The sequence below is a fragment of the Streptomyces sp. NPDC041129 genome (assembly GCF_055592265.1).
Genome location: NZ_JBVIYV010000003.1, coordinates 15827 through 41873, shown reverse-complemented (window position 1 = coordinate 41873; position 26047 = coordinate 15827). Strand labels below are relative to the sequence as shown.

At 72.1% G+C, this 26047-nt stretch carries 25 protein-coding genes and 1 pseudogene; 11 read left to right on the top strand and 15 right to left on the bottom strand.

Going from position 1 to position 26047, the window contains the following annotated elements; genetic code table 11:
• The first annotated feature begins 91 nt into the window (after positions 1 to 91).
• On the top strand, positions 92 to 565 hold the full coding sequence (locus ACZ6B1_RS12915; protein ID WP_468777600.1) for a pyridoxamine 5'-phosphate oxidase family protein: 474 nt from the start codon (positions 92 to 94) through the stop codon (positions 563 to 565).
• 85 nt (positions 566 to 650) lie between these two features.
• Here ACZ6B1_RS12915 and ACZ6B1_RS12910 read toward each other — a convergent pair whose 3' ends face one another.
• Positions 651 to 1559 (bottom strand): LysR family transcriptional regulator, encoded by a 909-nt coding sequence (locus tag ACZ6B1_RS12910; RefSeq protein ID WP_468777598.1) that lies wholly within the window; start codon positions 1557 to 1559, stop codon positions 651 to 653.
• Between the two features lie 74 nt (positions 1560 to 1633).
• Between ACZ6B1_RS12910 and ACZ6B1_RS12905 the strand changes: the two genes are divergently transcribed.
• On the top strand, positions 1634 to 2563 hold the full coding sequence (locus tag ACZ6B1_RS12905) for a DMT family transporter (protein WP_468777596.1): 930 nt from the start codon (positions 1634 to 1636) through the stop codon (positions 2561 to 2563).
• Between the two features lie 33 nt (positions 2564 to 2596).
• Here the strand turns inward: ACZ6B1_RS12905 and ACZ6B1_RS12900 are convergent, their stop codons facing one another.
• Positions 2597 to 3928 (bottom strand): aminotransferase class I/II-fold pyridoxal phosphate-dependent enzyme, encoded by a 1332-nt coding sequence (locus tag ACZ6B1_RS12900; RefSeq protein WP_468777594.1) that lies wholly within the window; start codon positions 3926 to 3928, stop codon positions 2597 to 2599.
• Between the two features lie 35 nt (positions 3929 to 3963).
• Between ACZ6B1_RS12900 and ACZ6B1_RS12895 the strand changes: the two genes are divergently transcribed.
• A complete protein-coding gene (locus ACZ6B1_RS12895; RefSeq protein ID WP_468777593.1) occupies positions 3964 to 4644 on the top strand; it encodes a pyridoxamine 5'-phosphate oxidase family protein in 681 nt (226 codons plus the stop codon).
• Position 4645: 1 nt separating this feature from the next.
• Here ACZ6B1_RS12895 and ACZ6B1_RS12890 read toward each other — a convergent pair whose 3' ends face one another.
• The 4 genes from ACZ6B1_RS12890 to ACZ6B1_RS12875 all read right to left on the bottom strand — a co-directional run bounded on the left by ACZ6B1_RS12890 (position 4646) and on the right by ACZ6B1_RS12875 (position 8253).
• Positions 4646 to 5602: a DMT family transporter gene (locus tag ACZ6B1_RS12890; RefSeq protein ID WP_468777592.1), complete on the bottom strand. Its 957-nt coding sequence runs from the start codon at positions 5600 to 5602 to the stop codon at positions 4646 to 4648.
• A 191-nt stretch (positions 5603 to 5793) separates the two neighbouring features.
• A complete protein-coding gene (locus tag ACZ6B1_RS12885) occupies positions 5794 to 6801 on the bottom strand; it encodes an EamA family transporter (protein ID WP_468777589.1) in 1008 nt (335 codons plus the stop codon).
• 63 nt (positions 6802 to 6864) lie between these two features.
• Positions 6865 to 7446 (bottom strand): hypothetical protein, encoded by a 582-nt coding sequence (locus ACZ6B1_RS12880; protein ID WP_468777587.1) that lies wholly within the window; start codon positions 7444 to 7446, stop codon positions 6865 to 6867.
• Between the two features lie 171 nt (positions 7447 to 7617).
• Entirely contained in the window at positions 7618 to 8253 is a 636-nt protein-coding gene (locus ACZ6B1_RS12875) for a PadR family transcriptional regulator (protein ID WP_468777585.1), read from the bottom strand.
• Positions 8254 to 8485: 232 nt separating this feature from the next.
• On the opposite strand from ACZ6B1_RS12875, the gene ACZ6B1_RS12870 reads away from it, so the two are divergent.
• Positions 8486 to 9298 (top strand): PhzF family phenazine biosynthesis protein, encoded by an 813-nt coding sequence (locus ACZ6B1_RS12870; RefSeq protein ID WP_468777584.1) that lies wholly within the window; start codon positions 8486 to 8488, stop codon positions 9296 to 9298.
• Positions 9299 to 9319: 21 nt separating this feature from the next.
• On the opposite strand, the gene ACZ6B1_RS12865 is transcribed toward ACZ6B1_RS12870, so the two are convergent.
• Together ACZ6B1_RS12865 and ACZ6B1_RS12860 are read right to left on the bottom strand one after the other, a co-directional pair.
• The gene (locus ACZ6B1_RS12865) at positions 9320 to 10120 is read right to left on the bottom strand and encodes a CPBP family intramembrane glutamic endopeptidase (RefSeq protein WP_468777582.1); all 801 of its coding nucleotides are present in this window, start codon (positions 10118 to 10120) and stop codon (positions 9320 to 9322) included.
• A 106-nt stretch (positions 10121 to 10226) separates the two neighbouring features.
• Positions 10227 to 11744, bottom strand: coding sequence for a glutamate-cysteine ligase family protein (locus ACZ6B1_RS12860; protein ID WP_468777580.1), 1518 nt, complete (start codon positions 11742 to 11744; stop codon positions 10227 to 10229).
• A gap of 560 nt (positions 11745 to 12304) precedes the next feature.
• Between ACZ6B1_RS12860 and ACZ6B1_RS12855 the strand changes: the two genes are divergently transcribed.
• Complete coding sequence (locus ACZ6B1_RS12855) at positions 12305 to 12892, top strand: hypothetical protein (RefSeq protein ID WP_468777578.1); 588 nt, start codon at positions 12305 to 12307, stop codon at positions 12890 to 12892.
• 326 nt (positions 12893 to 13218) lie between these two features.
• Complete coding sequence (locus ACZ6B1_RS12850) at positions 13219 to 13425, top strand: DUF5999 family protein (protein ID WP_094214367.1); 207 nt, start codon at positions 13219 to 13221, stop codon at positions 13423 to 13425.
• A 103-nt stretch (positions 13426 to 13528) separates the two neighbouring features.
• Here the strand turns inward: ACZ6B1_RS12850 and ACZ6B1_RS12845 are convergent, their stop codons facing one another.
• The 5 genes from ACZ6B1_RS12845 to ACZ6B1_RS12825 all read right to left on the bottom strand — a co-directional run bounded on the left by ACZ6B1_RS12845 (position 13529) and on the right by ACZ6B1_RS12825 (position 19411).
• Positions 13529 to 14587 (bottom strand): endo-1,4-beta-xylanase, encoded by a 1059-nt coding sequence (locus ACZ6B1_RS12845; protein ID WP_468777576.1) that lies wholly within the window; start codon positions 14585 to 14587, stop codon positions 13529 to 13531.
• Between the two features lie 32 nt (positions 14588 to 14619).
• Positions 14620 to 15447 (bottom strand): carbohydrate ABC transporter permease, encoded by an 828-nt coding sequence (locus ACZ6B1_RS12840; RefSeq protein ID WP_468777574.1) that lies wholly within the window; start codon positions 15445 to 15447, stop codon positions 14620 to 14622.
• The gene (locus ACZ6B1_RS12835) at positions 15444 to 16442 is read right to left on the bottom strand and encodes a carbohydrate ABC transporter permease (protein ID WP_468777573.1); all 999 of its coding nucleotides are present in this window, start codon (positions 16440 to 16442) and stop codon (positions 15444 to 15446) included. Before ACZ6B1_RS12835 ends, ACZ6B1_RS12840 begins: the two co-directional genes overlap by 4 nt.
• Positions 16443 to 16448: 6 nt before the next feature.
• On the bottom strand, positions 16449 to 17744 hold the full coding sequence (locus ACZ6B1_RS12830; RefSeq protein ID WP_468777571.1) for an extracellular solute-binding protein: 1296 nt from the start codon (positions 17742 to 17744) through the stop codon (positions 16449 to 16451).
• 182 nt (positions 17745 to 17926) lie between these two features.
• The gene (locus ACZ6B1_RS12825) at positions 17927 to 19411 is read right to left on the bottom strand and encodes a glycoside hydrolase family 43 protein (RefSeq protein WP_468777568.1); all 1485 of its coding nucleotides are present in this window, start codon (positions 19409 to 19411) and stop codon (positions 17927 to 17929) included.
• Between the two features lie 197 nt (positions 19412 to 19608).
• Here ACZ6B1_RS12825 and ACZ6B1_RS12820 point away from each other — a divergent pair, with 197 nt between their 5' ends.
• Both ACZ6B1_RS12820 and ACZ6B1_RS12815 read left to right on the top strand, forming a co-directional pair.
• Complete coding sequence (locus ACZ6B1_RS12820; RefSeq protein WP_468777566.1) at positions 19609 to 20139, top strand: universal stress protein; 531 nt, start codon at positions 19609 to 19611, stop codon at positions 20137 to 20139.
• A gap of 310 nt (positions 20140 to 20449) precedes the next feature.
• Positions 20450 to 22405, top strand: coding sequence for an APC family permease (locus tag ACZ6B1_RS12815; protein ID WP_468777563.1), 1956 nt, complete (start codon positions 20450 to 20452; stop codon positions 22403 to 22405).
• Positions 22406 to 22449: 44 nt separating this feature from the next.
• On the opposite strand, the gene ACZ6B1_RS12810 is transcribed toward ACZ6B1_RS12815, so the two are convergent.
• Complete coding sequence (locus ACZ6B1_RS12810) at positions 22450 to 23046, bottom strand: DUF1707 SHOCT-like domain-containing protein (protein ID WP_468777562.1); 597 nt, start codon at positions 23044 to 23046, stop codon at positions 22450 to 22452.
• 123 nt (positions 23047 to 23169) lie between these two features.
• Between ACZ6B1_RS12810 and ACZ6B1_RS12805 the strand changes: the two genes are divergently transcribed.
• On the top strand, positions 23170 to 23565 hold the full coding sequence (locus ACZ6B1_RS12805) for a TOBE domain-containing protein (protein ID WP_468777560.1): 396 nt from the start codon (positions 23170 to 23172) through the stop codon (positions 23563 to 23565).
• 35 nt (positions 23566 to 23600) lie between these two features.
• On the opposite strand, the pseudogene ACZ6B1_RS12800 reads toward ACZ6B1_RS12805, so the two are convergent.
• Positions 23601 to 24083: pseudogene (locus tag ACZ6B1_RS12800) on the bottom strand (molybdopterin-dependent oxidoreductase).
• Positions 24084 to 24286: 203 nt separating this feature from the next.
• On the opposite strand from ACZ6B1_RS12800, the gene modA reads away from it, so the two are divergent.
• Complete coding sequence (modA, locus tag ACZ6B1_RS12795; RefSeq protein WP_468777558.1) at positions 24287 to 25108, top strand: molybdate ABC transporter substrate-binding protein; 822 nt, start codon at positions 24287 to 24289, stop codon at positions 25106 to 25108.
• On the top strand, positions 25105 to 25950 hold the full coding sequence (locus ACZ6B1_RS12790; RefSeq protein ID WP_468777557.1) for an ABC transporter permease: 846 nt from the start codon (positions 25105 to 25107) through the stop codon (positions 25948 to 25950). The genes modA and ACZ6B1_RS12790 overlap by 4 nt, the downstream gene beginning before the upstream one ends.
• Positions 25951 to 26047: the final 97 nt, after the last annotated feature.

The following is a 26047-nucleotide window of genomic DNA, read 5'->3' as shown; positions in this document are numbered from 1 at the left end:
GAACTCGTCCCGTTCCCTTTCCCGGCGTGGTCTCGGAGGATCACGCCAGGGGCGGGTTCCGCCGGTTCGACGTGGGAGAAGAGGGGGCCGTATGACCGTGACGCAGCAGCGCCGGGGCCGGAAGATCATGATGACGCCCGGGGAGCTGGACGACTTCCTGACCAGCCGGCGCACCTGCCGGGTCGCGACCGTCTCGGCGGACGGCGCGCCGCACGTCAGCGCCCTGTGGTTCGCCTGGGACGGCACCTCGCTGTGGCTGTACTCCGTGGTGCGCAGCCGGCGCTGGGCGCAGTTGTGCCGCGATCCCCGGGTGGCGGTCGTGGTCGACTCGGGCGAGCAGTACGACCAGTTGCGCGGGGCCGAGCTGTCCGGACGGGTGGAGTTCGTGGGCGAGGTGCCCCGGACCGGGGAACTGCGCGCCGAACTCGACACACCGGAGACGGTGTTCGCGCGCAAGTACTTCGGCCTGGACGAGATGCCGCACGACGGCCGGCACGCCTGGGCCCGGCTGACCCCGGACAAGATCGTGTCCTGGGACTTCCGCAAGCTCGGGGCGGGTCGGTGAGGCCCGGATTCCGGCGACACAGAGGGCGCCGGAATGGCTCTGGGGTCTTCCGTCCGGAGCAGGCCGGATCAGGGAGCGGGAGCCCCTAGACCTCGCTCACCCGCTCGGCCGCCGCCCGCAGCGCCTCGACCGCGGCGCGGATCGAGGGGCGGCGGTCGGCGTCCGCCCGCCACACGACGTAGACGTGCCGCCGCACCCGCTGACGGAGCGGGATCATGACGATGCCCGGGGGCACCGGGTGCCGGCCCAGCAGCGGCGCGATGCACACGCCGAGTCCGGCGGCGACCAGCCCGAGCTGGGTGTGGGTCTCGCCGGCCCGGTGCCCGACGATCGGCTCGATGCCCTTGGAGCGCAGGGTGAACATCAGCCACTCGTGGCAGAACTCGCCCTCGCCCCAGGTGATCCACTCGTCCTCCGCGAACTCCGCGAGGTCCACCTCGTCCCGGTCCGCGAGCGGGTGCCCGGCCGGCATGGCGACGTCGGCCGGATCGTCCAGCAGGGGCGCCTTGACCAGGCCGTCGGGCACGGGCATCGGCTTGTTGTACCAGTCGAGGACCACGGCCAGGTCGAGGTCGCCGCGCACGACGGCGGCGATGCCGCGCTCGGGCTCCAGTTCGCTGGAGCGCACCCGCAGGCCCGGGTGCCGGCCGCGCAGGTCGGCGAGCGCGGTGGGGAACAGGCCGCGGGCCGCGGTCGGGAACGCCGAGACGCGCAGCTCGCCTGCGACCTGGCCGCGGTGCGCCTCGAGATCGGCCTGGGCGAGTTCGACCTGGGACAGGATGCGGGCCGCGTGCTCCGACAGCAGCCGCCCGGCGTCCGTGAGCCGTACTCCCCGGCCGTTCTTCGCCAGCAGCCGCTGCCCGGCCTCGCGCTCCAGCTTGCCGAGTTGCTGGGAGACCGCGGACGTCGTGACGTGCAGGGCGTCGGCGGCGGCGCTGACCGAGCCGTGCCGGGCGAGGGCGTCCAGGGTCCGCAGGCGCTCCAGGTTCAACATGTAAGTGATTCTAAGAGGTATCCGGTGAGAATTCTCGATTGTGCTACGAGGTTGGGTCCCGCATCGTTGACGTCATGAGCACGGTCACCGCACCCCGGACCCAGTCCCCCGCACCCGCCCGGCCCCGCGGCCGCCTCGACTGGCGGCTGCGCTTCGGCGCCCTCTCGCTGATCTGGGGCTTCAGCTTCCTGCTGATCAAGGTGGGCACGGAGGGCTACGCGCCGTTCCAGGTCACCCTCGGCCGGTTGGTGTTCGGCACGGCGGTGCTGGCGGCGGCGATGGCCGTCAAGCGGGAGCGGCTGCCGCGCGGGGCCCGGTTGTGGGGACACATGGCGGTCGCCGCGTTCTTCCTGAACGCCCTGCCGTTCTCCCTCTTCGCGTACTCCGAACTGACCATCCCCTCCACACTGGCCGGCATCTGCAACGCCACCTCGCCGCTGTGGGGCATGGCCCTGTCGATGGTCGCGCTCTCCGAGGACCGGCCCACGCGGGTGCGCGTCGCGGGGCTCGGCCTCGGCTTCCTCGGTGTGCTCACGGTGCTCGGCGCCTGGCAGGGCTTCAACGGGCTGGACGCCACGGGCACGGCGATGGCGCTGCTCGCCTCGCTGAGCTACCCGATCGGCTGGATCTACGTCCGCCGGACCCTGGCCGGAACCGGCAACTCGCATCTGTCCATGACGGGGGCCCAGCTCCTGCTGGCGACGGTGCAACTGGCCGTCGTGACGCCGCTGTTCACCCCGTTCCCGGACCGCTTCCCGGTCGTCCCGCTGCTGGCCGTGGCCGCGTTGGGCGCTCTGGGCACGGGTCTCGCGGTGCTCATCCAGTACGGTCTCGTCGCCGAGGTCGGGCCCACCACGGCGCAGATGGTCACGTACTTCATCCCGGTCATCGCCACGGCGGCGGGCGTGGCGATCCTCGGGGAGTCGCTGCGCTGGACCACTCCGGTCGGCGCGGTGATCGTTCTCGCCGGGGCCGCGCTCACCCAGGTCAGGCCCAGGACCTGAGCCGCCGCCGCGCGGGGTCCCCCGGCTCGGTCCTCAGCCGTAGGAGCGGGCCGGGGACGGGCGTACCGCCGCCGCCACCGCCTCCGCGAGGGGGACGACGTCCCGCGGGCCGAGGGCCGAGACCGTGACGCGGATGCCCGGCGGCGAGCCCAGCCGGAACCGGGCGCCCGGGGCGACCGCCCAGCCCGCGTGCAGCAGGCGGGCCACCACGCCCGTCTCGTCGGGCACCGGCACCCAGACATTCATGCCGCTGCGGCCGCGGGCCACCACCCCGCGCGCGGCCAGCGCCTCGATGAGGGCCTCCCGGCGGCCGCCGTAGGAGGCCGCCACCTCCCGGGGGTCCACGGCGCCGCCGCGCCACAGTTCCACCACGGCCCGCTGCACGATCCGGCTCACCCATCCGGGGCCCAGCCGCTGCCGCCCGCGCACCCGGTCGACGGTGACGGCGTCCCCGGTGAACACCGCGAGGCGCAGGTCCGGCCCCCAGGCCTTCGCGACGGAGCGGACGAAGGCCCAGTGGCGGGTGACACCGGCCAGCGGACGCAGCGGCACGTCCACGATGCCGTGGCCGTGGTCGTCCTCGATCAGCAGTGTCCCGGGGTGGTCCCGGAGGACCGAACGCAGCGCACGCGCGCGCGTGGCGGTCAGCGCGGCGCCGGTCGGGTTCTGCGCCCGGTCGGTGACGATCAGCGCCCGCGCGCCGGCCGTCAGCGCGTCGCGGACGTCGCCGGGAAGGGGCCCCTCGTCGTCGACGCCGACGGGGACGGGGCGCAGGCCGAGCGCCGGGACCAGGTCCAGCACGCTGCCCCAGCCGGGATCCTCCACCGCCACCCGGTCGCCCGGCTTGAGGTGGGCCGCGAGGACCCGTTCGATGACGTCCAGGGAACCGGAGGCCACGGCCACCGGGCCGTCCGGCACCCCGTCGGCGTCCAGCGCGGCGCGGGCCAGCCGGGCCAGCTCCGGCTCCACCGGGTCGTGCCCGTAGAGCACCGGATCCCGGTCGCCGTGCGCGGCGGCCGCCGCGAAGGCGTCCGCCAGGCGGGGCAGCAGCACGGGGTCCGGGTTGCCGGCGGCCGCGTCCCGCACGCCCGCCGGCACCTCCACCCGGATCTGCTCGCGGCCCGTCGTGGCCGGCTTGGGCCGGACCCGGCTGCCCCGCCGCCCGGCGGTCTCGATCACCCCGCGTTCGCGCAGGGTGCGGTAGGCGGCCGCGACCGTGTTCGGGTTCACCCCGAGCCGGGCCGCCAGATCCCGCATGGGGGGCAGATGCCGGCCGGGCTCCAGCTCCCCGGCACCGACCGCCCGCTCGACACTGGCCGCGATCTCAGCTGCGCCCCGGCCCTCGATCCGATACTCTCCTAGCACAAAGACAATTATGCACTAGTACAATGGAGACCGCCATGCAGGGGACCCGGGAAGCCTCGTCGCCGTCCGTCGCGTACACGCCGACCGAGCGCACCGTGCCCACGCGTTCCGCGGACCGGGCGTCGTACGACCGGGACGTGGTGCACGCGATACTCGACGAGGGTTACGTCTGCCACCTCGGCTTCGTCCGCGACGGCGCGCCGGTGGTGCTGCCGACGCTGTACGGCCGGGTCGGCGAGCGGCTGTACGTTCACGGGTCCACCGGTTCGCGCCCGCTGCGGATGACCGGCGAGGCGGACCCCGGCCTCGAGGTGTGCCTTACGGTCACCCATGTCGACGGGCTGGTGCTGGCCCGCTCCGCCTTCCACCACTCGATGAACTACCGCTCGGTGGTGGTGCACGGCACCGCCCACGAGGTCACCGACCCCGAGGAGCGGCGGCTGGCCCTGGACGCGCTGGTGGACCAGGTCGTACCGGGCCGGTCCGCCGACTCCCGGCCCGCGAACAAGAAGGAGCTGGCCGCCACCGCGGTCATCCGCCTCGACCTCGACGAGGTCTCCGCGAAGATCCGCACCGGCGGCGCCAACGACGAGCCCGAGGACCTGTCCCTGCCGCACTGGGCCGGGGTGGTGCCACTCCGCAAGGGCTACGAGGCCCCCGTCCCCAACCCCGACCTGGCGCCCGGCATCGGACTCCCGGACTACCTGGCTCCGTGAGCTAGGAGGTCAAAGGGACCGGCTGGCGGCGTCCGGCATGGCGGGCCTCGCCCAGTGCCAGGCCCGCGACGGCGCCGAGCATCAGCAGCGTGCCGGCCAGGGTGGCCGCCGTCAGGTGCTCGCCGAGCAGCGCCACGGCGAGCACGGCCGCGGTCACCGGCTCCAGCAGCATGATCACGGAGACGGTGGCGGACCGGACGACGGCGGCGCCCGCGAAGTACAGGGCGTAGGCGAGGGCGGTGGGCACGGACGCGATGTACGCGATCAGGACCAACAGCCGCACCGGGTGCCCGGTGTGCGGGAACAGCCCCTCCCCCAGGGCGAACGGCAGCAGGCACAGGGTGGTGACGGCGAAGGCGCCGATGGTGGTGCCGGAGGCGTCGGCGGCGCCGTCGCGCCCCCAGCGGCGCGTCAGCAGCGTCATGCCGCTGTAGCCGGCCGCCGACGCCAGCGCGTACAGCACACCGAGCGGCCGGACGGTCGTGGCGGAACCGCCGAGGGTGAGCACGGCCAGCCCGGTGAGGGCTCCGGCGACCGCGAGGGCGCCGCCCGCGCCGAGCCGCTCCCCCAGGGTGAGCCGGGCGCCCAGCGCGATCAGCACGGGCCCCGCGCCCAGTGTGACCACGGTGGCCACGGCGAGCCCGGTCGACCCCACGGCGGCGAAGTAGGCGGTCTGGAACACGGCCAGCCCGATGCCGGTGGCGGCGGCCTTCCCGGCCCTGCGGCGCAGCGGTTCGGGCGCGGCCGTCCGGATGCGGCCACGGCCCTGCAAGCGCCGGCCGGCCAGCAGCAGAAGCAGCCCGACGGCGCAGCGCCAGAAGGAGAGGGTGAAGGCACCCATCTCGCTGGTCCGGTAGACCAGCGAGGCGACGGCGCCCGCGGTGCCCCAGGTGGCACCGGTGACGATCAGATAGAGCAGGCCGCGCCCGACGGGCAGGCCCGAGACAGCGTTCGACACGAGATTTCTCCGCAGAAGCGCACCGGAGTGCGGAAGTTCGGAAGGCGACCCCGCTCGGCGGGGTGCGCGGACTTCGTCTGCGGGCAGCACCGTCCCGCCCGGCGCTGCGCGCGCCAGGCGTTCATCCAGGAGGCCCGCCTCAGGCGGCGGGCGGCGAAAGGACGAGCGCGTCGGACGTCATGACCAGCACCTTAGGCAGCCGTTCCACGTGCCGACAATTCCCGTTCCGCGCCACCGCCCGCGGCCACCGGCTCCGCCGCGCCCTTGGCGGGCGCCGAGGACTGGGCGATGTACGCGCCGAGCAGGACCACGGCTCCCCCGACGATCTGCGGCGCGGACAGGTGCTCGCCGAGGAGCACCCAGGCCAGTACGGTCGCGATGACCGCTTCGAGGCAGGCGACGACACCGGCGACCTGCGGGGACAGCCGGCGCACGGAGAGCACGCCGGTGATGTACGCGACGACCGTGGCGACGAGGACGATCCAGGCCAGCAGGGCGACGGCCGGGACGGTGGTGCCGTTCATCCGCGCGGAGCCGGTCAGCACCGACCAGTCCATGGTCCACGGGCGGGCCACGGCGGTCAGCACGAGAGCGCCGACGAGCAGGCCGTAGGCGATGACGCCGAGCGGGTCCGGCGCCCGCTCGCCCGCTTCACTGCCCTGGTCGGACAGGACGAAGTAGCCGACCTGGCAGCAGGCGGCGCCGAGCGCGAGCAGCAGGCCGAACGCGTCGAAGCTCAGCCCCGCCCACACCTCCACCACACAGGCGAGACCGCCGGCCGCGAGGACCACGCCGAGTGCGGCGGCGCGGGTCACCGGCCGCCGCTGCACGAACCGCACCCAGCCGAGCACGAGCGCGGGGGCAAGGTACTCGACGAGCAGCGCCACACCGACCGGGATGCGGGAGAGCGCGGCGAAGTAGCAGGCCTGGACGCCGGCCACGGCCAGCAGCCCGAACCCGGCGAGCAGCGCGGGGCGGTGGAGCGGCAGCGCGCGGTGCCGCACGGCGAGCGGCAGCATGACCACGGCGGCGCCCGCCACCCGTAGCCACACCACGTGGAGCGGGTCGAGTCCCGCCTCGATCAGCGGCTTCGCCGCGACTCCGGACCCGCCGAAGGCCAGCGCGGACAGGAGCGCGAGACCGAGCCCGACGCCCTTGCCGTGGCCGCCCGGGCTGCTTGCAGATATAGGCACCGGCACATGATGACAGGCGTTGACATGAGCGTCACCCCCGTTGACACCTGTCTCAGGGGATGGACGGCGTCACGGCCGCACGTCCGCCGCGGGGGCGTCGAGCCGGGCGCCCAGTTCGCGGGTCCGGATGCCGGCGCGCTCGAGGACCTCGACCGCCCGGGACCGCGGGTCCGCGACGAGTGCGGCGAGCAGGTCGGTGCCGCCGGTCCGGGCCGCGCCGCGCCGCCGGGCGCGGCAGCGTGCCTCCTCCAGGGCGACGGCCGCGACGGGCGACCAGTGACCGGTGTCGCCGTGGGCATCCCCGCCCGCCCGCTCGGAGCGGTAGGGGGCGGAACCCGGTACGACGGCGAGCGCACCGGAGCCCTCCACGGTGTGCTGCCAGCGCAGCCCGTATCCGATGCTGCGCTGCACGAGATAGCCGAGCAGCCGGGTGAGCCGCGGGGCTCCGCCCACGGCGGCCCGGGCCTCGGGGTCGTGTTCCAGGAGCGAGTGGAGCAGATGCGCGGTGTCGATGTGGCGATCCCCGTCGCGCACCGCCCGGCGGCGGGCACCGGCGACCACCGCCGCCAGCTCGGCACCGAGCCCGGCATCGTCGTCCGTGTGCGGGAGTCCCTGCTCAGGGATGCTCCAGCGGGCTGTACGGGGATGCACACCGCTACCTCATCAGTCCCGGGCGGCCCGGTCATCCACGAGGGGAACCATCTTCGCGTCCCGCACGGAGTGGACATCGCCCTCCGGGATCTCATCCTCAGGGAGGAGATCAGGCCGTCGACGCGCGGGCGCCCCGCGGCGGTTCCACGGGGCGCCCGGCTGCCGTACGGCTCAGTCCTCGTCGGCGAGGATGAGGTACAGCTTCTTGCGGGCGTCGGTGATGACGGCCAGCGCCTTGTCGCGCTGTTCCTTGGTCCCGGTGTTCCAGACCTGCCCGAAGGCCTGCATCAGTCCCATGCCGGCCTGCCGGATCTCACCGAGGGCCTCCCAGTCGACCCCGCGCGAGGCCTCCTCCCACGGAGCCTCCGGGCCGTCCTCGGCGGCCGTGCGGCCGCTGTCGGTCAGGGCGAACAGCTTCTTGCCGCCCTCGCTCTCGCTGGCGATCAGACCCTCGTCCTCCAGCAGTTGGAGGGTGGGGTAGACCGAGCCGGGGCTGGGCTTCCAGGCGCCGCCGCTGCGCTCGGCGATCTCCTGGATCATCTCGTAGCCGTGCATGGGCCGTTCCTTGAGCAGGGCGAGGATCGAGGCGCGCACATCACCGCGCCGCGCCCGTCCCCTCGGTCCGCCGCGTCCTCGCGGCCCCCACGGCCCCGGCCCGAAGCCGGGCCCCCCGGGTCCCCAGCCGGGGCCTCCCGGGCCGAAGGGCCCGAAGGCGGCCCGCCGCCCCTCGAATCCGCCGAATCCGCCCCGGTCGTGCCGGCCCGGGCCGTCCTGACGATGTCCACGCTCGAATCCGTGGCTGCGCATCGGGATCACTCCATTCCATCGCTGATCTGTCACGTTCGCATCGCGTTCTTACGCGATGCCTCAACGATATATCGGAACCGATCGTGCGACAAGGACCTGCCGCACCCGTCCGAGGAGTTCCGGGAAGTGAGCTCACCCGCGGGCCCGCCCAGCGCGCCGTCACGCCGAAATCGGTCCAGGACTCGCCGATTGGCCTTGGTGACCGGCCTGCCACGGCCCTAGCGTCTGCGCCATGCGCATCCGAATCGTCGACGCCTTCACCGACCGCCCCTTCGCCGGCAACCCCGCCGGCGTCCTGCTCCTGGACGACGTCTTCCCGGACGACGACTGGCTCCAGAACGTCGCCATGGAGGTGAACCATGCCGAGACGGCGTTCGCGCACCGGCTTCCCGCGGGCGGCGAAGCGGACTGGGCGCTGCGCTGGTTCACGCCCGTCGCCGAGGTCGCGATGTGCGGGCACGCCACGCTCGCCACCGCGCACGTCCTGCACACCACCGGTGCCCACGAGGGGCCGGTGCGGTTCGCCACCCGCAGCGGTGTCCTCGTCGCCACGCCGGGCCCGGACGGCTGGATCACCATGGACTTCCCCACCGCCCCGCTCACCGCGGTGGAGATCCCGGACGGCGTCGCGAAGGCGCTGGGCGCCGACCCGCTCGCCGTCTACGACACCGGGCCCGACGTCGGCGACCTGCTGGTGGAGCTGGCCGACGAGCGGACGGTCCTCGGGCTCGCCCCCGACCACAAGGCCCTGATGGCGCACTCCTCGCGGGGCGTCATCGCCACCGCCCGCGCCGACGACCCGTCCCTCGGCCACGACTTCGTCTCGCGCTGCTTCTTCCCGAACGTCGGCATCGACGAGGACCCGGTCACCGGCAGCGCCCACACCGCGCTGGCCCCGCACTGGTCCGCCCGCCTGGGCCGGGACGATCTCACGGGGCTGCAGGCCTCCCGCCGCTCCGGACTGGTCCGCACCGGCCTGCGGGGCGACCGCACGCTGCTGACCGGCCGCGCGGTCACCGTCATCGAGGGCGAACTGCTCGCCTGACCGGCCGGGGCCGGTCCGCCCTCAGGCGGTCGGCAGCCAGTCGACCTTGCCCGCGAGCAGGGCGTATCCGACGAACGCGCCGATGTCGAGCAGGGAGTGGGCGACGACCAGCGGTCCGACCCGCCCCCAGCGGCGGTAGAGCCAGACGAAGACCACGCCCATCACCATGTTTCCGATGAAGCCGCCGATGCCCTGGTAGAGGTGGTACGAGCCGCGCAGGACCGCGCTGGCCACCAACGCCGACCCCGCCGTCCAGCCCAGTTGCCCCAGCCTGCGCAGCAGATAGCCGACGACGATGACTTCCTCGAGGATCGCGTTCTGCACCGCGGACAGGATGAGCACGGGGTACTTCCACCACACCTCGGGCAGGGCCTCCGGCACCACGGTGAGGTTGAAGCCGAGGCCGCGGGCGGCCAGGTAGAAGGCGATCCCGGTGCTGCCGATGACCGCCGCGACGCCCGCGCCCCGGCCGAGGTCGGGCCAGGGGCGGGTGCGGTCGAAGCCGAGCGTGCGCAGGCTCTCGCCCTCGCGCATCAGCAGGTGGGCGACCAGGGCCACCGGCACCAGCGCGGAGGCGATGCCGAAGAGCTGCCAGGCCAGGTCGAGCCAGGGGCGCCCGGGCGCGGCGGACGCGTTGAGGGTGGCCGCCTGGTCCTTGAGCCCGCCGGGTTTGGTGACCGACCCGACGAAGCTGATCAGCGCGGACACCCCGCTCGCGCCGAGCGAGAGCGCCAGCACGAGCAGTGTCTCGTCCCGGAAGATCCGCCGCGGGAACCGCCCCCGCGAAGGGCCGTCGGCCGCCGGGTCCGCCTCCACGTGCACTCCTGTCGTCGCTCCGGCCGTGCGAGCTCACAGCATGCCGGATCGCCTTCCGGAGCGCTTACCCGGGCCGGGGTTGCCGCGGAAGCGGACCGCCGTGCCCCTCACCTCAGCCGAGCGGGGCCGGCTCCGGAAGCCCCACCGGCCAGGTGTGCACCGGCTCGCCCGCGTGCATCAGCTCGGCGTAGCGACGTGTCGTCGCCGCCAGCGCGGCCCCGCGGCCCAGGCCCTGCTCCAGGGCCCGGTGGAAGGTGGCCGCCTGCCAGGCCGCCCCGTTCACCCGGCGCCGGCAACGCTCCTCGATGACACCCAGGTAGAGGTCGCGGTCGGCGGCCTCCACGCCCCACGCGTCGAGTCCGGCGGAGGCGAGCGGCAGCAGCTCGTCCCGGACCAGGGTGACGGCGTCGACCTCGCCCGTGCCGCCGTAGCGGCCCCGGCGCGGCCAGACGAAGCGGGCGTCGATGCCGTCCCGGCAGGCCGCGTCGAAGTTGGCCTCGGCCGCCTCGAACGGCAGCCGGGTCCACACCGGGCGCGACTCCTCGGCGAGCGCCCGCACCAGGCCGTAGTAGAAGGCCGCGTTGGCGATCACGTCGGTGATGGTCGGTCCGGCCGGCAGCACCCGGTTCTCCACCCGCAGGTGCGGCACGCCGTCCGCGATGTCGTAGACGGGCCGGTTCCAGCGGTACACCGTGCCGTTGTGCAGCACGAGTTCGGCGAGCTTCGGTATGCCCCCGGCGTCCAGCACCTCCAGCGGGTCCTCGTCGTCGCAGATCGGCAGCAGCGCCGGGAAGTAGCGCAGGTTCTCCTCGAACAGGTCGTGGGCGGAGGAGATCCACCGTTCGCCGAACCAGGTGCGCGGCCGTACGCCCTGCGCCTGGAGTTCCGGCGGTCGGGTGTCCGTGGCCTGCAGGAACAGCGGCGGCCTGGACTCGCGCCACAGCTCGCGCCCGAACAGGAACGGCGAGTTGGCGCCGACGGCGATCTGCGCCGCGGACGCCACCTGCGCGGCGTTCCACACATCGGCGAAGCGGGCCGGGGTGACCTGGAGGTGCAGCTGCACGGAGGTGCAGGCGGCCTCGGGGGCGATCGACTTCGAGCTGCAGTGCAGGTGCTCCACACCGTCGATGTCGAGCTGGAAGTCCTCGCCGCGCGCCGCCACGATCTGGTCGTTGAGCAGGGTGTAGCGGTCCACCTCGGAAAGGTTGGAGGAGACGAGGTCGTCGCGGTCGAGCGTGGGAAGAATGCCGATCATCACGATGCCGGCGTCCACCTCGCCGGCCTTTCGGTCGGCGTACGCCAGTGAGGTGCGCAGTTCCTCGGCGAGCCGGTCGAATACCCGGCCACCCAGCCGGTGCGGGGCGATGTTCACCTCGAGGTTGAACATCGCGAGTTCCGTTTGGAAATCGCGGCTCGCGATGCGCTCCAGTACCTGCCCGTTCAACATTTTCGGCATACCGTCGCGGCCGGCGAGATTCAATTCGATCTCGACGCCCATGAGGTTCTTCGCGCGGTCGAACCGCTTCTCGTCCAGCAGCCGCTCCAGTCCCGTCAGGCACTTCTGAAGCTTTTCGCGGTAGCGCTGGCGATCGGACAGGTCGAACTGCCCTGCCACGACCTTCTCCCCCATCTGGGTTTCCCTCCTCGGATGGGCGGGCCGCAGACCGGCCGCCGGGGTCCCGGGTCTGGATGATGCCCAGCGGAAGCGATCGATAACGTCCCGCGTGAGCCCGGTGCCCGCTACTCTGTCGGAATGTTCCCGGCGGCACATTCACGAGGCATGCCGCATCGTGCACGTTCGTGTGCCCCGATCGCCTCGTGAAAAACGCCGACGACAATCGGCCGACCGCGGTGTCGGCGTATTGCGAGGTCAGCGGGTCCCTCCCGGCACGGAAAGCGGGATGTATGCGTGCGAATCAGCGGCTGAATGACGCCTTGCCGGGACGGTCTGAATGCGGTAGACGAAACATCGTCTGAACACGCGTCGTATAAACTTCGCGAACAAGGCCTGAGGTTGGTGCCCGCGGTCCCGGTTTCTGTCGTGTTCCTGCCGTCGATTCAGCGGCAGGCCACAGCCGCACCCTCGTTCATCGAACCGGGCCCCACCTCTCAGGCCACCCGTGAGCTGACAGCGCCGTCCGCCCCACCCTCCTCGCGCCGTCGCGCCTGTCGAACGAGAGGCGACCCACCATGCCCCTGCACGCGCCCGCCGCACCCGCGCCCGCACTGCGTTCCGTCCTCACCGCCCTCGGTTCCCCCACCGCGGTCCGCGAGGCCCGAACTCCCTCCCTGCGCGCCGCACAGGGACCCACGACGCCCGAACTCCCGCTTCCGGTGCACGTGTTGGACCGGATCACCGCCCAGGGTCTGTCCGCGACGAGGCTGGCCGGCTGGCGCTTCGTGATCCGCTGCGGCGATCGCGCGGTGGCCGCCGCCGACACCATGCTGACCCCGGACGGCTGGGCCTTCTCGCACTTCTTCGAGGGCCCCTGGGTCGCCTCCACCGAGCGCGCCCTGCAGCAGGCCGAGGGCCTGACACAGCCGTACCAGCCGCGCCTGCTCTCCGTGCCCGGCCTGTACATGCTCACCCTGTGGCTGCACGGCGACGTCACCGCCGACGCCTCCGGGGGGCATCCGGCCGCCACCGACCTGCTCGTCCCCCTGGCCCCGGCGCCGCCCGGCATCTCGGCCCACCGGCCGCACCGCGTCGCCGAGTTGCTTCCGGTGCTGACCCATCGGGCGACTCCCGTACCGCTGCTCGGTTCCATCCCTGCCTGAACGACGCGCGTACCCCGTTCCCCGGAAGGGAAGCGGGGTACGACTGTTTTTCCGGCAACCGCTCGCTCGTACGAGCAATTAACCGCTCCTACGAGCCGGGAAAAGGATCTCCGCCGCCCGGACTAGCCCTATCCGGCCCCCCAGAACCACCCGAAGTGACAGTGCAGTTGGAATGAACCGTCCGCACGGGTGACGCGTCATGAACCTGTGAGAAGCGCTGCTGCGAAATCCCTGCGGATCGACGCCCAGAGGGCAACACTGGGTTCCGACCGACTTATTCATCACGGGGGACGGACATGACCACGACAGAGCGAGAGATCCCATCCATGTGCCAGCACCAGCCACCGTGTCCGCAAGCCGAGTCCGCCGACCGGGAATCCGCCCGCCTCGTGGCGCACCACCCGGAACAGGGGTGGAGTCTGCTGTGCAACGGCGTCCTGCTCTTCGAGGACACCGGTGAGCTTCTGCCCGACGGCCGCGTCATCGCCCCGCACCGCCCGCTCGGTGCGGACCAGGTGATGACCGCCGCCTAGGCGAGCGCTCCGGGCGGTTCCGCCGCACCGCCCGGCGACCCGAGGGGCCGGCCGCACACACACGGTGCGCACCGGCCCCGACCCGTGTCCGGGGCCGGCTACGTCAGGTGACCGCCCGCTGCCGCAGCGCTTCCAGCAGCGAGGTGTAGGCGGGCTTGGGTTCCAGCCGCTCGTCCCAGGGCAGGGCCGCGCCCTCACCGGGGAAGAAGGCCGGGATCCAGGAGTACTTGTCGGTGTAGTCCCAGATCGTCACCCCCACGCAGCGGCGGACGGCCAGGCAGGCCTCGGTCAGGTCCCGGTACCAGGTGGCCTGTTCGGCCAGTGTCCCCTCGGTCGCGGGCAGTTGCATGCGTACGTCGACCTCGGTGAGGGCGGTGTCGAGGCCGAGGCGCGAGAAGCGGCGGAGGTTGTCCTCCAGGGTGGCGGGATAGCCGTACTGCAGGGCCAGGTGGGCCTGCAGTCCGATGCCGTCGAGCGGGACGCCCCGCGCCTTCAGTTCCTCGGCCAGCCGGAGGTAGGCGTCGCTCTTCGGGCCGACGGCCTCGATGTTGTAGTCGTTGAGGTAGAGCCTGGCGTGCGGGTCGGCCTGGTGGGCCCAGCGCAGCGCGTCGGCGATGTAACCGGGGCCGAGGGTCTTGTACCAGATGGTCTCGCGGTAGCTGCCGTCCTCGTTGAACGCCTCGTTGACGACGTCCCAGGAGTAGACCTGGCCGCGGTAGTGCCGCACCTCGGTGATGATGTGCTTCTTCAGCACGGCGCGCAGCTCGCCGGCCGTCCATGCCTTCGAGGTCAGCCAGTCGGGGAGCTGGCTGTGCCAGACGAGGGTGTGGGCGCGGACCCGCTGGTGGTGCCGGCGCGCCAGATCCACGATCCGGTCGCCGTCGGTCCAGTCGAAGACGCCCTGCTCCGGCTCCGTGGCGTACCATTTCATCCCGTTGCCCGGGGTGATCATGTCGAACTCGCTGCCGAGGATCTTCGTGTAGGCGCTGTCGGTGAGTTCGGGGTTGTCGGTGGCACTGCCGAAGTAGCGGCCATGCCGCTCCGCGAGCCCGGCGAGGGTGGGCTGCCGCTCGTGGGCCTGGGCGGCGGGTCCGACGGCGAGGCCGGCGGCCACCAGTGCGGCCGCGAGGGCGCCGGCGAGTCCGAGGCGCGTCTTGGGCATGGTGCGACTCCTGTCTGTGGAAGGGGTACGGCTCAGCCCTTGGTGGCGCCCGCGGTCAGACCGCCGACGAGCTGGCGTTCGGCGACCGAGTAGAAGGCGAGGGCGGGGACCATGGCGAGCACGAGGTACGCGAAGACACGGGCGTACTCCGCCGAGTACTGACCCTGGAACTGCTGGACGCCGACGGGGAGCGTCCACCAGGTGCTGTCGGTGAACACCAGCAGCGGCAGGAGGAAGTTGTTCCAGCTCGTGACCACCGCGAGGACCGAGACGGTGCCGAGCGCGGGCCGGGCCATGGGCAGCAGCACCCGCCAGAAGAACCCGAAGGCGCTGCAGCCGTCCAGCGTGGCCGCCTCCTCCAGCTCGCCGGGTATCTGCCGGAAGAAGCCGCGCAGGATGATGATCGTCATCGGCAGTCCGAAGGCGGCCTGCGGGAGGATCACGCCCAGCGGGTTGTCCAGGAGGTCGAGGGAGCGCAGCAGCAGGAACAGCGGCAGGGCGGCGACCGCGAAGGGGAACATCAGCCCCATCGTGAACAAGGTGAAGAGCGCCTCCCGCCCCCGGAAGGCGAACCGGGCGAAGGAGAAGGCCGCGAGCGCGGACACCGCCACCACCAGCACGGCCGTCGCCACGGCGATCAGCGTGCTGTTGCCCAGGAGCCGCCAGAAGTCGCCGGAGCGCAGGATGCCCGTGTAGTTGCCGGTCAGCCACCGGTCGGGCAGCCCGAACGGGTTGCGGGACAGCTCGTCGGTGGACTTGAAGCCCGAGAGGATCGCGTACAGCAGGGGTACGACCATCCCCGCGCCGACCACGAGGAGGATCACGTGCAGCGGAAGCGTGGTCACGGTCCGGCGTCTCATGTGCCGGCTCCCCTCATCGTCGTGGTGGCGCCCTGGAGGTCGCGGCGGAGCACGAACCGCTGGTAGGCCAGGGCGAAGACGAGGCAGATGCCGAACATGACCACGCTGATCGCGCTGGCGTAGCCGACCTGGTAGCGCTTGAAGCCGTACTGGAACATGGTCACGGCCATCGTCTCGGAGTGGTGGTCGGGGCCGCCCTGGGTGACGACCCACACCAGGTCGAACAGCTGGATCGACCCGATGACGGACAGGAAGACGCTGATGCGCAGGGTGGGTGCGAGCAGCGGCAGGGTGACATTGCGGAAGCGCTGCCAGGGTCCGGCGCCGTCGATCAGCGCCGCCTCGTTCAACTCGGCCGGGACCGACTGGAGTCCGGCCAGGTACAGCATCATGTGGAAGCCGAAGTACTTCCAGGTCATGACGAGGAAGAGCGCGGCCATGACGTAGGAGGGATCGGCGAACCACTCACCGCCCAGGCCGTTCAGGCCGATGGCGCCGAGGACGCGGTCGGCGAGCCCGTCGTCGGGGGCGAAGATCATGCTGAACAGCACGCCGGTGATGGCCTCCGACAGGACGTACGGCGCGAAGAACAGCATCCGGTACACCGCCCGGCCGCGCAGCCGCTGGTTGAGCAGCACCGCCATGGCGAGGGCGAACGGCAGTTGCAGGGCGAGCGAGAGCACGACCAGGACCAGGCAGCGCCACAGGTCGCCCAGGAACACCGGGTCCTGGAAGAGGCGGCTGAAGTTGTCCACGCCCGTGTAGTCGGTGGGCATGCCGAAGCCGCCCCAGCGGAAGAACGCGGCGTACAGCGCGAACAGCATCGGCAGCAGCACCAGACCGATGAACAGCACCAGTGCGGGCAACTGGAAGCCGACCGCGGTGAGCCAGTGCAGCGCGCGCCGCCGTGCCCGCCCGCGGACCGCGCTCGCGGCCGGGGGCGGACGGTCGACGGCCGGGCCGCTCCGCCGGTCGGGGAGGTAGGTGGAGGTCATCGGCGGCTACTGCTCTTCCTTGGCCGTCTTGGTGATGGACTGGGCGACCTGCTCGGGCGACTTGGACCCGGCGACGAGTGCGGCCACGCTGTCGTTGACCTCCTGCCCGACGGCGGGCGCGTAGGCCTGGTCGAGGTAGAGCTGGAAGCCGGTGGCGGACTTCAACTGGGCCTGTACGGCCTTGAGGTTGGCGTCGGTGAGCACACTCTCGGCGGCCGGGACGACCGGCAGCACCCCGGTCTTCTTGACCAGTTCGCGGTCGGTGGTCTCGCTCGCGAAGAACTTCAGGAAGTCCACGGCGGCCTGCGGGGCGCCCTTGCGCAGCGCGTGCCCACCGCCTCCGCCGAACACCTCGGTGATCTTGCCCTTGCCGCCCTCGACCTCGGGGAACGGGAAGAATCCGAGGTCCGCGCCGAGTCCCTTGCCCGCGTCGGCCTCCACGACCGGGGCCCACTGCCCCATGAGCTCCATCGCGGCCTTGCCGTTGCCGACGGTGGCCGCCTGACCGGTGGGTGTGGAGTAGGCGGCTCCGAGGAAGCCCTTCTGGAACGGCTGGAGAGCCACCAGCTCCTTCAGGTGCCGCCCCGCTTCGACGAATTCGGCGCCGGTGAAGTCCTTGCCGTCGCCGGCCTTCTGCAGTGCCCCGGCACCGGCGGTCCGCATCGACAGGTACGCCCAGTAGTACATCCCGGGCCACTTCTCCTTGCCCGCGAGGGCGATCGGGGTGACGCCTGCGGACTTCAGCTTCCGCACGGTGTCGAGGAAGCCGCTCCAGGTGCTGGGGGGCGTGGTGATCCCGGCCTTCCTGAAGAGCGCCTTGTTGTACCAGAACCCGATCATGCCGATGTCGAACGGGATGCCGTAGACCTTGTCGTCCAGCAGGTACGGCTGCTTGGCCACCGGCAGCAGTCCCTCGGCCCAGGCCCCGGTGCTGTCGGTGAGGTCCTCGACCAGACCGGCTTCGACCTGCTGCTTGAGCACACCGCCGCCCCAGGTGTGGAAGATGTCCGGCAGCTTCCCGGAGGCGATCAGCGCGGTCATCTTCGACTTGTAGGCGTCGTTCTCGAGCTGGACGATCTTCACCTTGACCTTGGGGTTCTGGGCCTCGAACTTCTTGGCGAGGCCGGCCCAGACGGTCTTGGTCGGCTCGGTGGTCGAGATGTTCCACCACTCGATCGTGGTCGTCCCCGAGGACGACCCTCCGTCCGAGTCGCCGCCGCAGCCGCTGAGTGCGGTCGCCCCGAGGCCGGCGGCGACGGAGGCCGCCAGGAAGCCGCGGCGGGACAGTGCAGGGTCGCCCATCATGCGCTCCTTCGAAACTTTCGGAAGTGCTTCGGAGAGGTTCCAAACGCGAAAAAGCAGGGCCACCGCAGGCGCTGACTACGTGCGACACACCTCGGTGGACCGAAACATTCGGTCAGATTCCCGAACGTTCCGAACCGCGACTCTAGAAAGGCACGTGAAGAGCGTCAAGGTGTTGCGCACTAGCTGACGGGCTCGTAGGAGAACCAGTCGAAGGCCGCCCGCCCCTCGGTGACGTACATGCCGAGGACACGACCGGTGAACCCGCCGGCCACTTCGGTGGACAGATAGCGGCCGTCGAGTTCGGCCGGCCGGACGAGCCCTTCGGAAGTTTCGACGGAGAAGGCGATGGTGTCGGGACCGCTCAGGGGCCGCCCGTTCCGGGTCGCCCGGATGTCGACGGCCAGGGTGACCGGGCCCGCCGGCACCGGATGCCCGGCGACGCGCTGCCGCACCGGGCCGATCCGCGCGATCACGGACGCCACTCCCCCGGCCAGCTCCAGGTCGTAGTGATGGGCGTCGTCCAGCCGGACGGACAGCCCTGCCCGCGCCGACGGCCCGGCGTCCAGCAGGACCGCGGCCCGGCAGTCGTGGTGCTGCTGACGGCGGCCGACGAAGGTGCGCCCGGGCAGGCCGGTGCTGTCGCCGGCGGCCGTGGGGGCCGCGAGCGTCAGCCAGCCGGGCCGCTCGGTCAGCGACCAGCAGCCGTCCGGCCGGCGGCGCGGCGAGATCCAGTGCGGCGCCAACTCCGTGCCCGTGAAGTCGTCCGGCGCCGGGGGCTGTTGGACGGGCGCCCAGGCGGCCGGCGCCGGGTGCCGCTCCCGCACCGGTCCGAGCCGGGGCCAGCCGTCCACCCACGCCACGGGCACCAGGAAGGTCTCACGGCCGAGTACGTGGAACTCCGGGAAGGAGCCACGCGGCCGCGTGCCCAGCAGCACCATCCACCAGCTGCCGTCGGCCGCCCGGACCAGATCGCCGTGGCCGGTGCACTGGACCGGCAGCCCGGTGCCGCGATGGGACAGCAGCGGGTTGCCGGGCGCCGGTTCCCAGGGGCCGCGCGGCGAGCGGGCACGGGCGGCCGAGACGCCGTGGCCGAGCGCGGTGCCGCCCTCGGCGATCAGCAGGTACCACCAGTCGCCCACCCGGTACAGGTGCGGCGCCTCGGGGTCCCTGAGACCGGTGCCGGACCACATCGGCAGCGGCCCCTCGAGCACTTCGCCGGTGCGGGGGTCGATGCGCGCGACCGTCACACCGGCCATGGCGCACCAGCAGCCGCCGTCCTCGTCCCAGACCAGGTCGGGGTCGATGCCGGGCAGGTCGATCCACACCGGGTCCGACCACGGCCCCTCCGGGCGCTCGGCGGTGACGAGGAAGGTGCCTCCGGCGCCGACGGCTGTCGTGATGACGTGGAAGAGCCCGTCGTGGTGCCGGATGGTCGGCGCGTAGACGCCACCGGAGGCGGGCACGTCGTCGGGCAGCGCCAACTGCCCCGGGCGGTCGAGGACGTTGCCGATCTGACGCCAGTGCACCAGGTCCCGGCTGTGGAACAGCGGTATCCCGGGGAAGTACTCGAAGCTGGAGCACACCAGGTAGAAGTCGTCACCCGCCCGGCAGACGCTCGGGTCCGGGTGGAAGCCGGGGATGACCGGGTTGCCGTACGTCCGCATGCGCGCCTCACAGGGTCACGGGATGTTCGCCGCCGAAAGTTTCGAACCTGGCGGCGAATTTTACTGAGGCGTGCTGACCGGAGGGTCCGTACGGCTGGTCTCGTCGTCCGCTCGGGAGTGGGATGGAAGGGAGGCCCTGCACGCGGACCCGGCCGGGGAGCCGGAACCCGCGGCGATCCGTGAGGAACGGTGGAGTCATGTCCGGTTACGACACCTCGGCGGCGGCCCGTGTGGTGGTCGGCGTGAGCGGCTCCCTGGGCAGCGTCACGGCCCTGCGCCGCGCGACCGCGCTGGCCCGGAGGCTGGGAGCCGAACTATGGCCGGTGCTCGCCTGGGAACCGCCCGGGGGCGACGCCACCGCGCGCCGGTCCCCCGCCGCCGCCCTGCTCGTCGAGGAGTGGCAGCGGCTGGCCAAGCAGCGACTGGCCTCGGTGCTCGGCGAGATCTTCGGCGAGGAGGGGCCGGGGGTGCCGATGCGCGCGGTCATCGTGCGCGGCACCCCGGGCAGGGCGCTGGTGGCGACCGCCGACCGCGAGAGCGACCTGCTGGTCGTGGGCGCCGGCCGGCGGGGCCTGCAGCGGGCCTTCTCGGGCCGCGTCTGCCGGCACTGCCTCACCCACGCCTGCTGCCCGGTGCTGGCGGTACCACCGTCGCCGCTCGCGTCGGACCTGGTGGCCGTCCACCGGCGCAACGCGTGGCACCGGCGCATGGACACCAGGGACCTGTGAGGCAGGGTCACCCCGCACTGCGGCTGCGGATCCCGTTGCGCGGGAGCAGCATGGAGGGGCGTACGAGATGACGCTCGGTGCCCGCCGCCCTGTGGTCCGCGGCCGCTCCTCCCCCTACCGCCCATGCCCCTCCATCGGCCTTGGCCTCGGCATCCCGACGCTTCGCCCCCTGCCGCCGGGCCAGTCTTAACGCAAGATTGACGCCCCCCGGCCCTCGATGCCGGGGCCACGACGTCACTCTCTGCTTACGCTGGTGCCGCCGTCCGCGTGATGGCCGGAAACCACTGAGCCGCACACCTGGAGCACGCCGATGGCCACGACCGAGCACCCCCCTCCCAGTCGCCTGCGCGCCTGGATGCTGGAGGGGCTGTCCGACATGGGCAAGCACGGCGGCCATACCGGGCCCCACGCCGTGCCGGAGGCTCCGCACCGGGGTCAGCGCTGGTGGCGGGTGATGTGCCTGACGGGTGTCGACTACTTCTCCACCCTCGGCTACCAGCCGGGTATCGCCGCCCTCGCGGCCGGCCTGCTGTCACCGATCGCGACGATCGTCCTGGTGATCGTGACCCTGGCCGGTGCCCTTCCGGTCTATCGCCGGGTGGCCGAGGAGAGCCCGCGCGGCGAGGGTTCCATCGCCATGCTGGAACGGTTGCTGTCGTTCTGGAAGGGCAAGCTGTTCGTACTGACCCTGCTGGGCTTCGCGGCCACCGACTTCCTGATCACCATCACCCTGTCGGCCGCCGACGCCTCCACGCACCTGGTCGAGAACCCGCACCTGAACAGCGCGCTCCAGGGCCACCAGATGCTGATCACGCTGTTCCTGGTCGCCCTGCTCGGCGCGGTCTTCCTCAAGGGCTTCCTCGAGGCCATCGGCGTCGCCGTCGCCCTGGTCGGCATCTACCTCGCGCTCAACCTGGTCGTCGTGGTCGACGGCCTCTGGCACGTCCTCACCGCCGATCACGTGGTGGCCGACTGGAGCAGTGCCCTGACCGCGGAGCACGGCAACGTGTTCGTGATGATCGGCGTCGCCCTGATCGTCTTCCCCAAGCTCGCGCTCGGCCTGTCCGGCTTCGAGACCGGCGTGGCCGTCATGCCGCACGTCCAGGGCGAGGAGGGCGACACCGAGGAACGGCCGGCCGGCCGGATCCGGGACACCAAGAAGCTGCTGACGACCGCGGCCCTGATCATGAGCTGCTTCCTGATCGCCACCAGTTTCATCACCACGCTGCTGATCCCGGAGAACGAGTTCAAGCCCGGCGGGCAGGCCAACGGCCGCGCCCTCGCCTACCTGGCGCACGAGTACCTGGGCGGAGCCTTCGGCACGGTCTACGACATCTCGACGATCGCGATCCTTTGGTTCGCGGGCGCGTCCGCGATGGCCGGACTGTTGAACCTGATGCCGCGCTATCTGCCCCGGTACGGCATGGCCCCGCACTGGGCCCGGGCGGTGCGCCCGATGGTCATCGTCTTCACCCTGGTCGCCTTCCTGGTCACCTGGATCTTCGACGCCAACGTGGACAAGCAGGGCGGCGCCTACGCCACCGGCGTGCTGGTGCTGATCAGCTCCGCGGCGATCGCGGTGACCATCGCCGCGCGCAGGGCCGGGCAGCACCGCTGGAGCATCGCCTTCGCGGTCATCTCGGTGGTGTTCCTCTACACGACCGTCGTGAACGTCATCGAACGCCCGGACGGCGTGAAGATCGGCGCCTGCTTCATCGCCGGCATCATCCTCGTCTCCTTCCTGTCCCGGCTGGCCCGCGCCTTCGAACTGCGCGTGACCAGCGTGGCCATGGACCCGATGGCGGAGCGCTTCGTCAGGGACATGGCCAGCCGCAAGATGCGGTTCATCGCGAACCAGCCCGACGGGCGGGACAAGGCCGAGTACCGCGACAAGGTCGAGCAGATCCGGGCCGACAACGACATGCCGGAGCAGGAGGACTTCGTCTTCGTCGAGGTGACCGTCACCGACCCCTCCGAGTTCGAGGCGGGGCTGACGGTGCGCGGCGAGGTCCTGCACAACCGCTACCGCGTACTGACCGTGGAGTCCTCCTCCATCCCCAACGCCCTCGCCGCGCTCCTGCTGCACATACGCGACGTGACCGGCTGCACCCCGCACATCTACTTCGAGTGGACCGAAGGCAACCCGTTCGCCAACTTCCTGCGGTTCTTCCTCTTCGGACAGGGCGAGGTCGCCCCTGTGACCCGTGAGGTTCTGCGCGAGGCGGAGCCGGACCGCACCCGCCGCCCGCGCGTGCACACGGGCTGAGGGACTCGCACCGCCAGGGCCCGCCCGGCAGGCAGGCCCTGGCGTCAGGCCGTCGCCGGCCTGACGCCGAACAGCCGGCGCCGGGGGCGCGCCTCCAGCGAGCCCATGCTCAGCCGCCCGTGTATCTCCACCCGCAGCAGCACAGGCGTCCCGGTGTCCCCGGCCGGGCGCACCTTGGTCCTGCCGCAGCCGATCACCAGGGAGTCGCTGTCGACGACCACGCCGGGCCGGGTGATCAGCCGCAGCGTGCCGCCGCACAGGTCCAGGTCGATGCGGAGGGTGTCATGGGTGATCCTCGCCCGGGTGAAGTCGAGCGTCACGTTGCCCCACGCCGAAAGGATCTCCATCCGGCGCGGCACGGACCACTCCTCCGCGCGCGTGACGGAGGCGTACTGCTGCTCGATCCGGACGACGTCCTTCACCGGCGCCGTCCCGGCCTCCCGCGGCAGGTCGGCCGTCAGCACCTCCAGGTCGCCTAGGGTGCGCGCGGACAGCGCGGCCGCCACCCGCTCCTCGTGCTCCTCGGGAGTGAGCCTGCCGTCCCCCGCGGCAGCGGTCAGCACGTCCACCACGCGGTCCCGGTCCGCGTGCGAGGCCCGCAGCCCGGACGGCATGTCCGTGCGCACCAGTTCGGCCGCCATACCCTTCACCCCCGATTCAGACGCCCCTTCCAGGGCCACCGTCACACTGAAGCTATATCGCGTTATACCCAACGGCCAACCCCGTGTCCATGGTTCCCGGCTGATGGCCCTATCGTGACCGGCATGCAGTCCTACACCATCGGCCAGGCCGCGCGGCTGCTCGGCGTGAGCCCGGACACCGCCCGTCGCTGGGCGGACGCGGGCCGGGTGGCGACCCATCGCGACGAGGCCGGGCGACGGCTCATCGACGGCAAGGACCTGGCGGCGTTCTCGGTCGAACTGGCCGGAACGGGCGGCGGCGAGGAAGACGCGCCCTACACCTCCGTCCGCAACGCCTTCCCCGGCATCGTCACCGCCATCAAGCTCGGCGACGTCGCCGCCCAGGTGGAGATCCAGGCGGGCCCGCACCGGCTGGTGTCACTGCTGACCCGCGAGGCCGTGGAGGATCTGGGCCTGGAGGTCGGCGTGGAGGCCACCGCGCGCGTGAAGTCCACCAATGTGCACATCGACCGGGTCTGACCGGCTCAGACCGCGAGCGTAACGGCCCCTGACGTTCACCCGGCGTGCGCGCGATCGGCCGGGGCCGGCCTCGGCATGCCGAAGCCGTAGCCCCCGTCGACCCGGATCGCCGTGATGCCGCTGACGTGCCGGGCCCCGCAGCGGTCCTGCGGCAGCACCAGCTGGGGGCCGGCCGCGTCCAGCGGCGTGCCGTCGACCGTGACGGCGAGCAGCACGGCTGCACCGGCGAAGTCGGGGTCGACCTCGGCTCAGGACAGAACGGCGTGGTGGCCGTCCTTCCCGGTGACGGCGATCAGGAAGCGCAGCCGGCCCTTGCGCCGGGCCGGGTCGAACGAGGGGCCCGCGTCGGCCAGGACGTCGTAGAGACGCGGGCCGCTGAACCGGTGGCGCCGCACGCCGCTGGTGGCGCACTCGAAGCTGACCGCCGCCCGGTGCTGCGGCCGGCCCAGCAGATCCGGCACGGTAAGCCTGGCGGGGCGCAACAGATCGCCGGTCAGGGCGAGTTCCGCGAGCGTCACCTGCGACCACCTCCCGGATGACCGTACCCAGCCGGCACCCCCGTACAAACGCACATGCCAACCCGTCGGCGAATCAGTCTTGCTCATGCGAAGAGACAGCAGACCTGCACCTGGCAGATGCGGCAGTATCATCTGCGCACGGCCGGTACGCGGCCGTGGCAGGGCGCGACAGCTCGTTCAAGAACTCGAGGAGTACATCCGTGATGACCCGTTCCGTGGGCCGGACCCGGCGGATGCTGCAGCTGGCGGGTGCGGGAGCCGCTGCCCTGATATCGCTCAGCGCCTGCTCCTCCTCCGACGACTCAACCGCCGGTGCTTCGGACACCTCGCGCTCCGCGTCCCCGAAGCTGTCCGGCTCGGTCACCGTGTTCGCCGCGGCCTCCCTGAAGGAGAGCTTCACGACCCTCGGCAAGGAGTTCGAGAAGCAGCATCCCGGCACCAGGGTCAGCTTCAACTTCGGCGGCAGCGACACGCTCGCCGCGAGCATCACCAGCGGTGCCCCGGCCGATGTGTTCGCCGCCGCCAGCCCCAAGACCATGGCGATCGTGACGGACAAGAAGGAAGCGGTGGGCACCCCCGCGACCTTCGTCCGCAACCAGCTCGAGATCGCCACGCTGCCCGGCAACCCCGGCAAGGTGTCCTCCCTCAAGGACCTCACCAAGCCCGGCCTCAAGGTCGTGCTGTGCGACAGGACGGTGCCGTGCGGCGCCGCCGCCCAGAAGGCCCTCGACGCCGGCAAGCTCAAGCTGACCCCGGTCTCCTACGAGCAGGACGTCAAGAGCGCCCTGACCAAGGTGGAGCTGAAGGAGGCCGACGCCGCCGTGGTCTACAAGACCGATGTGAAGGCGGCGGGTGACAAGGTGGAGGGCGTGGAGTTCCCCGAGTCGGCCAAGGCCGTCAACGACTATCCGATCGCGCTGCTGAAGAACGCGGGCCACGCCCCGGCGGCCAAGGCGTTCATCGCGCTGGTGCGGTCCGCCGAGGGCCGGCGGGTCCTGGGCGGGGCCGGATTCCTCGAGCCGTGACCTCGCTCGGCAGGCCCGGCACCGCGGCCGGCCCCCGCACGGGCGGGCCGCGGCGCCGACGGGCGCGCGGGGTGCCGCTGCCCTTGCTGGTGCCCGGTGTCGTGGCCCTGGCGTTCCTGCTCCTGCCCCTGCTCGCACTGCTCGTCCGCGCACCCTGGGGCAGCCTGCCCGATCAGCTGACCAGCGCCGAGGTGTGGCAGGCCCTCCAGTTGTCCCTCGTCACCGCCACGGCGGCGACCGGGGTCAGTCTGGTGCTGGGCGTGCCGCTGGCCTGGCTGCTGGCGCGCACCGACTTTCCCGGCCGCCGTCTCGTGCGGGCACTGGTCACCCTGCCGCTGGTGCTGCCCCCGGTGGTGGGCGGCGTGGCCCTGCTGCTCGCCCTCGGCCGCAACGGGGTGGTCGGCAAGTGGCTGGACGCGTGGTTCGGGATCACCCTGCCCTTCACCACCGCAGGGGTGGTGATCGCGGAGGCCTTCGTCGCGATGCCGTTCCTGGTCATCAGCGTCGAGGGCACCCTGCGCGCCGCCGACCCGCGGTACGAGGAGGCGGCGACCACGCTCGGCGCCTCGCGGTTCACCGCGTTCCGCCGGGTCACCCTGCCGCTGATCGCCCCCGGTGTCGCCGCGGGCGCGGTCCTGGCGTGGGCCCGCGCGCTCGGCGAGTTCGGCGCGACGATCACCTTCGCGGGCAACTTCCCCGGCCGTACCCAGACCATGCCGCTGGCCGTCTACCTCGCCCTGCAGAGCGACCCGGAGGCGGCCATCGCCCTGAGCCTGGTCCTGCTGGCCGTGTCGATCGCGGTGCTGGCGGGACTGCGGGACCGGTGGATGGCGGGGGCATGAGGACACGATGGGGATGGAGGACCAGGTGAGGAAGGGAGCCGAGGCGGGCATGGAGGGCGAGGTGAGCACGGAAGCCGGCCCCTCGCGGGTGCCGGCG

Bases quoted from the DNA above. Each gene is read 5' to 3' on its own strand.
- ACZ6B1_RS12915 (WP_468777600.1), top strand. From the start codon at position 92: ATGACCGTGACGCAGCAGCGCCGGGGCCGGAAGATCATGATGACGCCC.
- ACZ6B1_RS12825 (WP_468777568.1), bottom strand. From the start codon at position 19,411: ATGCGGACGTACGGCAACCCGGTCATCCCCGGCTTCCACCCGGACCCG.
- ACZ6B1_RS12875 (WP_468777585.1), bottom strand. From the start codon at position 8,253: ATGCGCAGCCACGGATTCGAGCGTGGACATCGTCAGGACGGCCCGGGC.
- ACZ6B1_RS12830 (WP_468777571.1), bottom strand. From the start codon at position 17,744: ATGGGCGACCCTGCACTGTCCCGCCGCGGCTTCCTGGCGGCCTCCGTC.
- ACZ6B1_RS12910 (WP_468777598.1), bottom strand. From the start codon at position 1,559: ATGTTGAACCTGGAGCGCCTGCGGACCCTGGACGCCCTCGCCCGGCAC.
- ACZ6B1_RS12850 (WP_094214367.1), top strand. From the start codon at position 13,219: ATGTGCCAGCACCAGCCACCGTGTCCGCAAGCCGAGTCCGCCGACCGG.
- ACZ6B1_RS12845 (WP_468777576.1), bottom strand. From the start codon at position 14,587: ATGCCCAAGACGCGCCTCGGACTCGCCGGCGCCCTCGCGGCCGCACTG.
- ACZ6B1_RS12810 (WP_468777562.1), bottom strand. From the start codon at position 23,046: ATGGCGGCCGAACTGGTGCGCACGGACATGCCGTCCGGGCTGCGGGCC.
- ACZ6B1_RS12805 (WP_468777560.1), top strand. From the start codon at position 23,170: ATGCAGTCCTACACCATCGGCCAGGCCGCGCGGCTGCTCGGCGTGAGC.
- ACZ6B1_RS12835 (WP_468777573.1), bottom strand. From the start codon at position 16,442: ATGACCTCCACCTACCTCCCCGACCGGCGGAGCGGCCCGGCCGTCGAC.
- ACZ6B1_RS12905 (WP_468777596.1), top strand. From the start codon at position 1,634: ATGAGCACGGTCACCGCACCCCGGACCCAGTCCCCCGCACCCGCCCGG.
- ACZ6B1_RS12820 (WP_468777566.1), top strand. From the start codon at position 19,609: ATGTCCGGTTACGACACCTCGGCGGCGGCCCGTGTGGTGGTCGGCGTG.
- ACZ6B1_RS12840 (WP_468777574.1), bottom strand. From the start codon at position 15,447: ATGAGACGCCGGACCGTGACCACGCTTCCGCTGCACGTGATCCTCCTC.
- ACZ6B1_RS12860 (WP_468777580.1), bottom strand. From the start codon at position 11,744: ATGGGGGAGAAGGTCGTGGCAGGGCAGTTCGACCTGTCCGATCGCCAG.
- ACZ6B1_RS12815 (WP_468777563.1), top strand. From the start codon at position 20,450: ATGGCCACGACCGAGCACCCCCCTCCCAGTCGCCTGCGCGCCTGGATG.
- ACZ6B1_RS12870 (WP_468777584.1), top strand. From the start codon at position 8,486: ATGCGCATCCGAATCGTCGACGCCTTCACCGACCGCCCCTTCGCCGGC.
- ACZ6B1_RS12895 (WP_468777593.1), top strand. From the start codon at position 3,964: ATGCAGGGGACCCGGGAAGCCTCGTCGCCGTCCGTCGCGTACACGCCG.
- modA (WP_468777558.1), top strand. From the start codon at position 24,287: ATGACCCGTTCCGTGGGCCGGACCCGGCGGATGCTGCAGCTGGCGGGT.
- ACZ6B1_RS12855 (WP_468777578.1), top strand. From the start codon at position 12,305: ATGCCCCTGCACGCGCCCGCCGCACCCGCGCCCGCACTGCGTTCCGTC.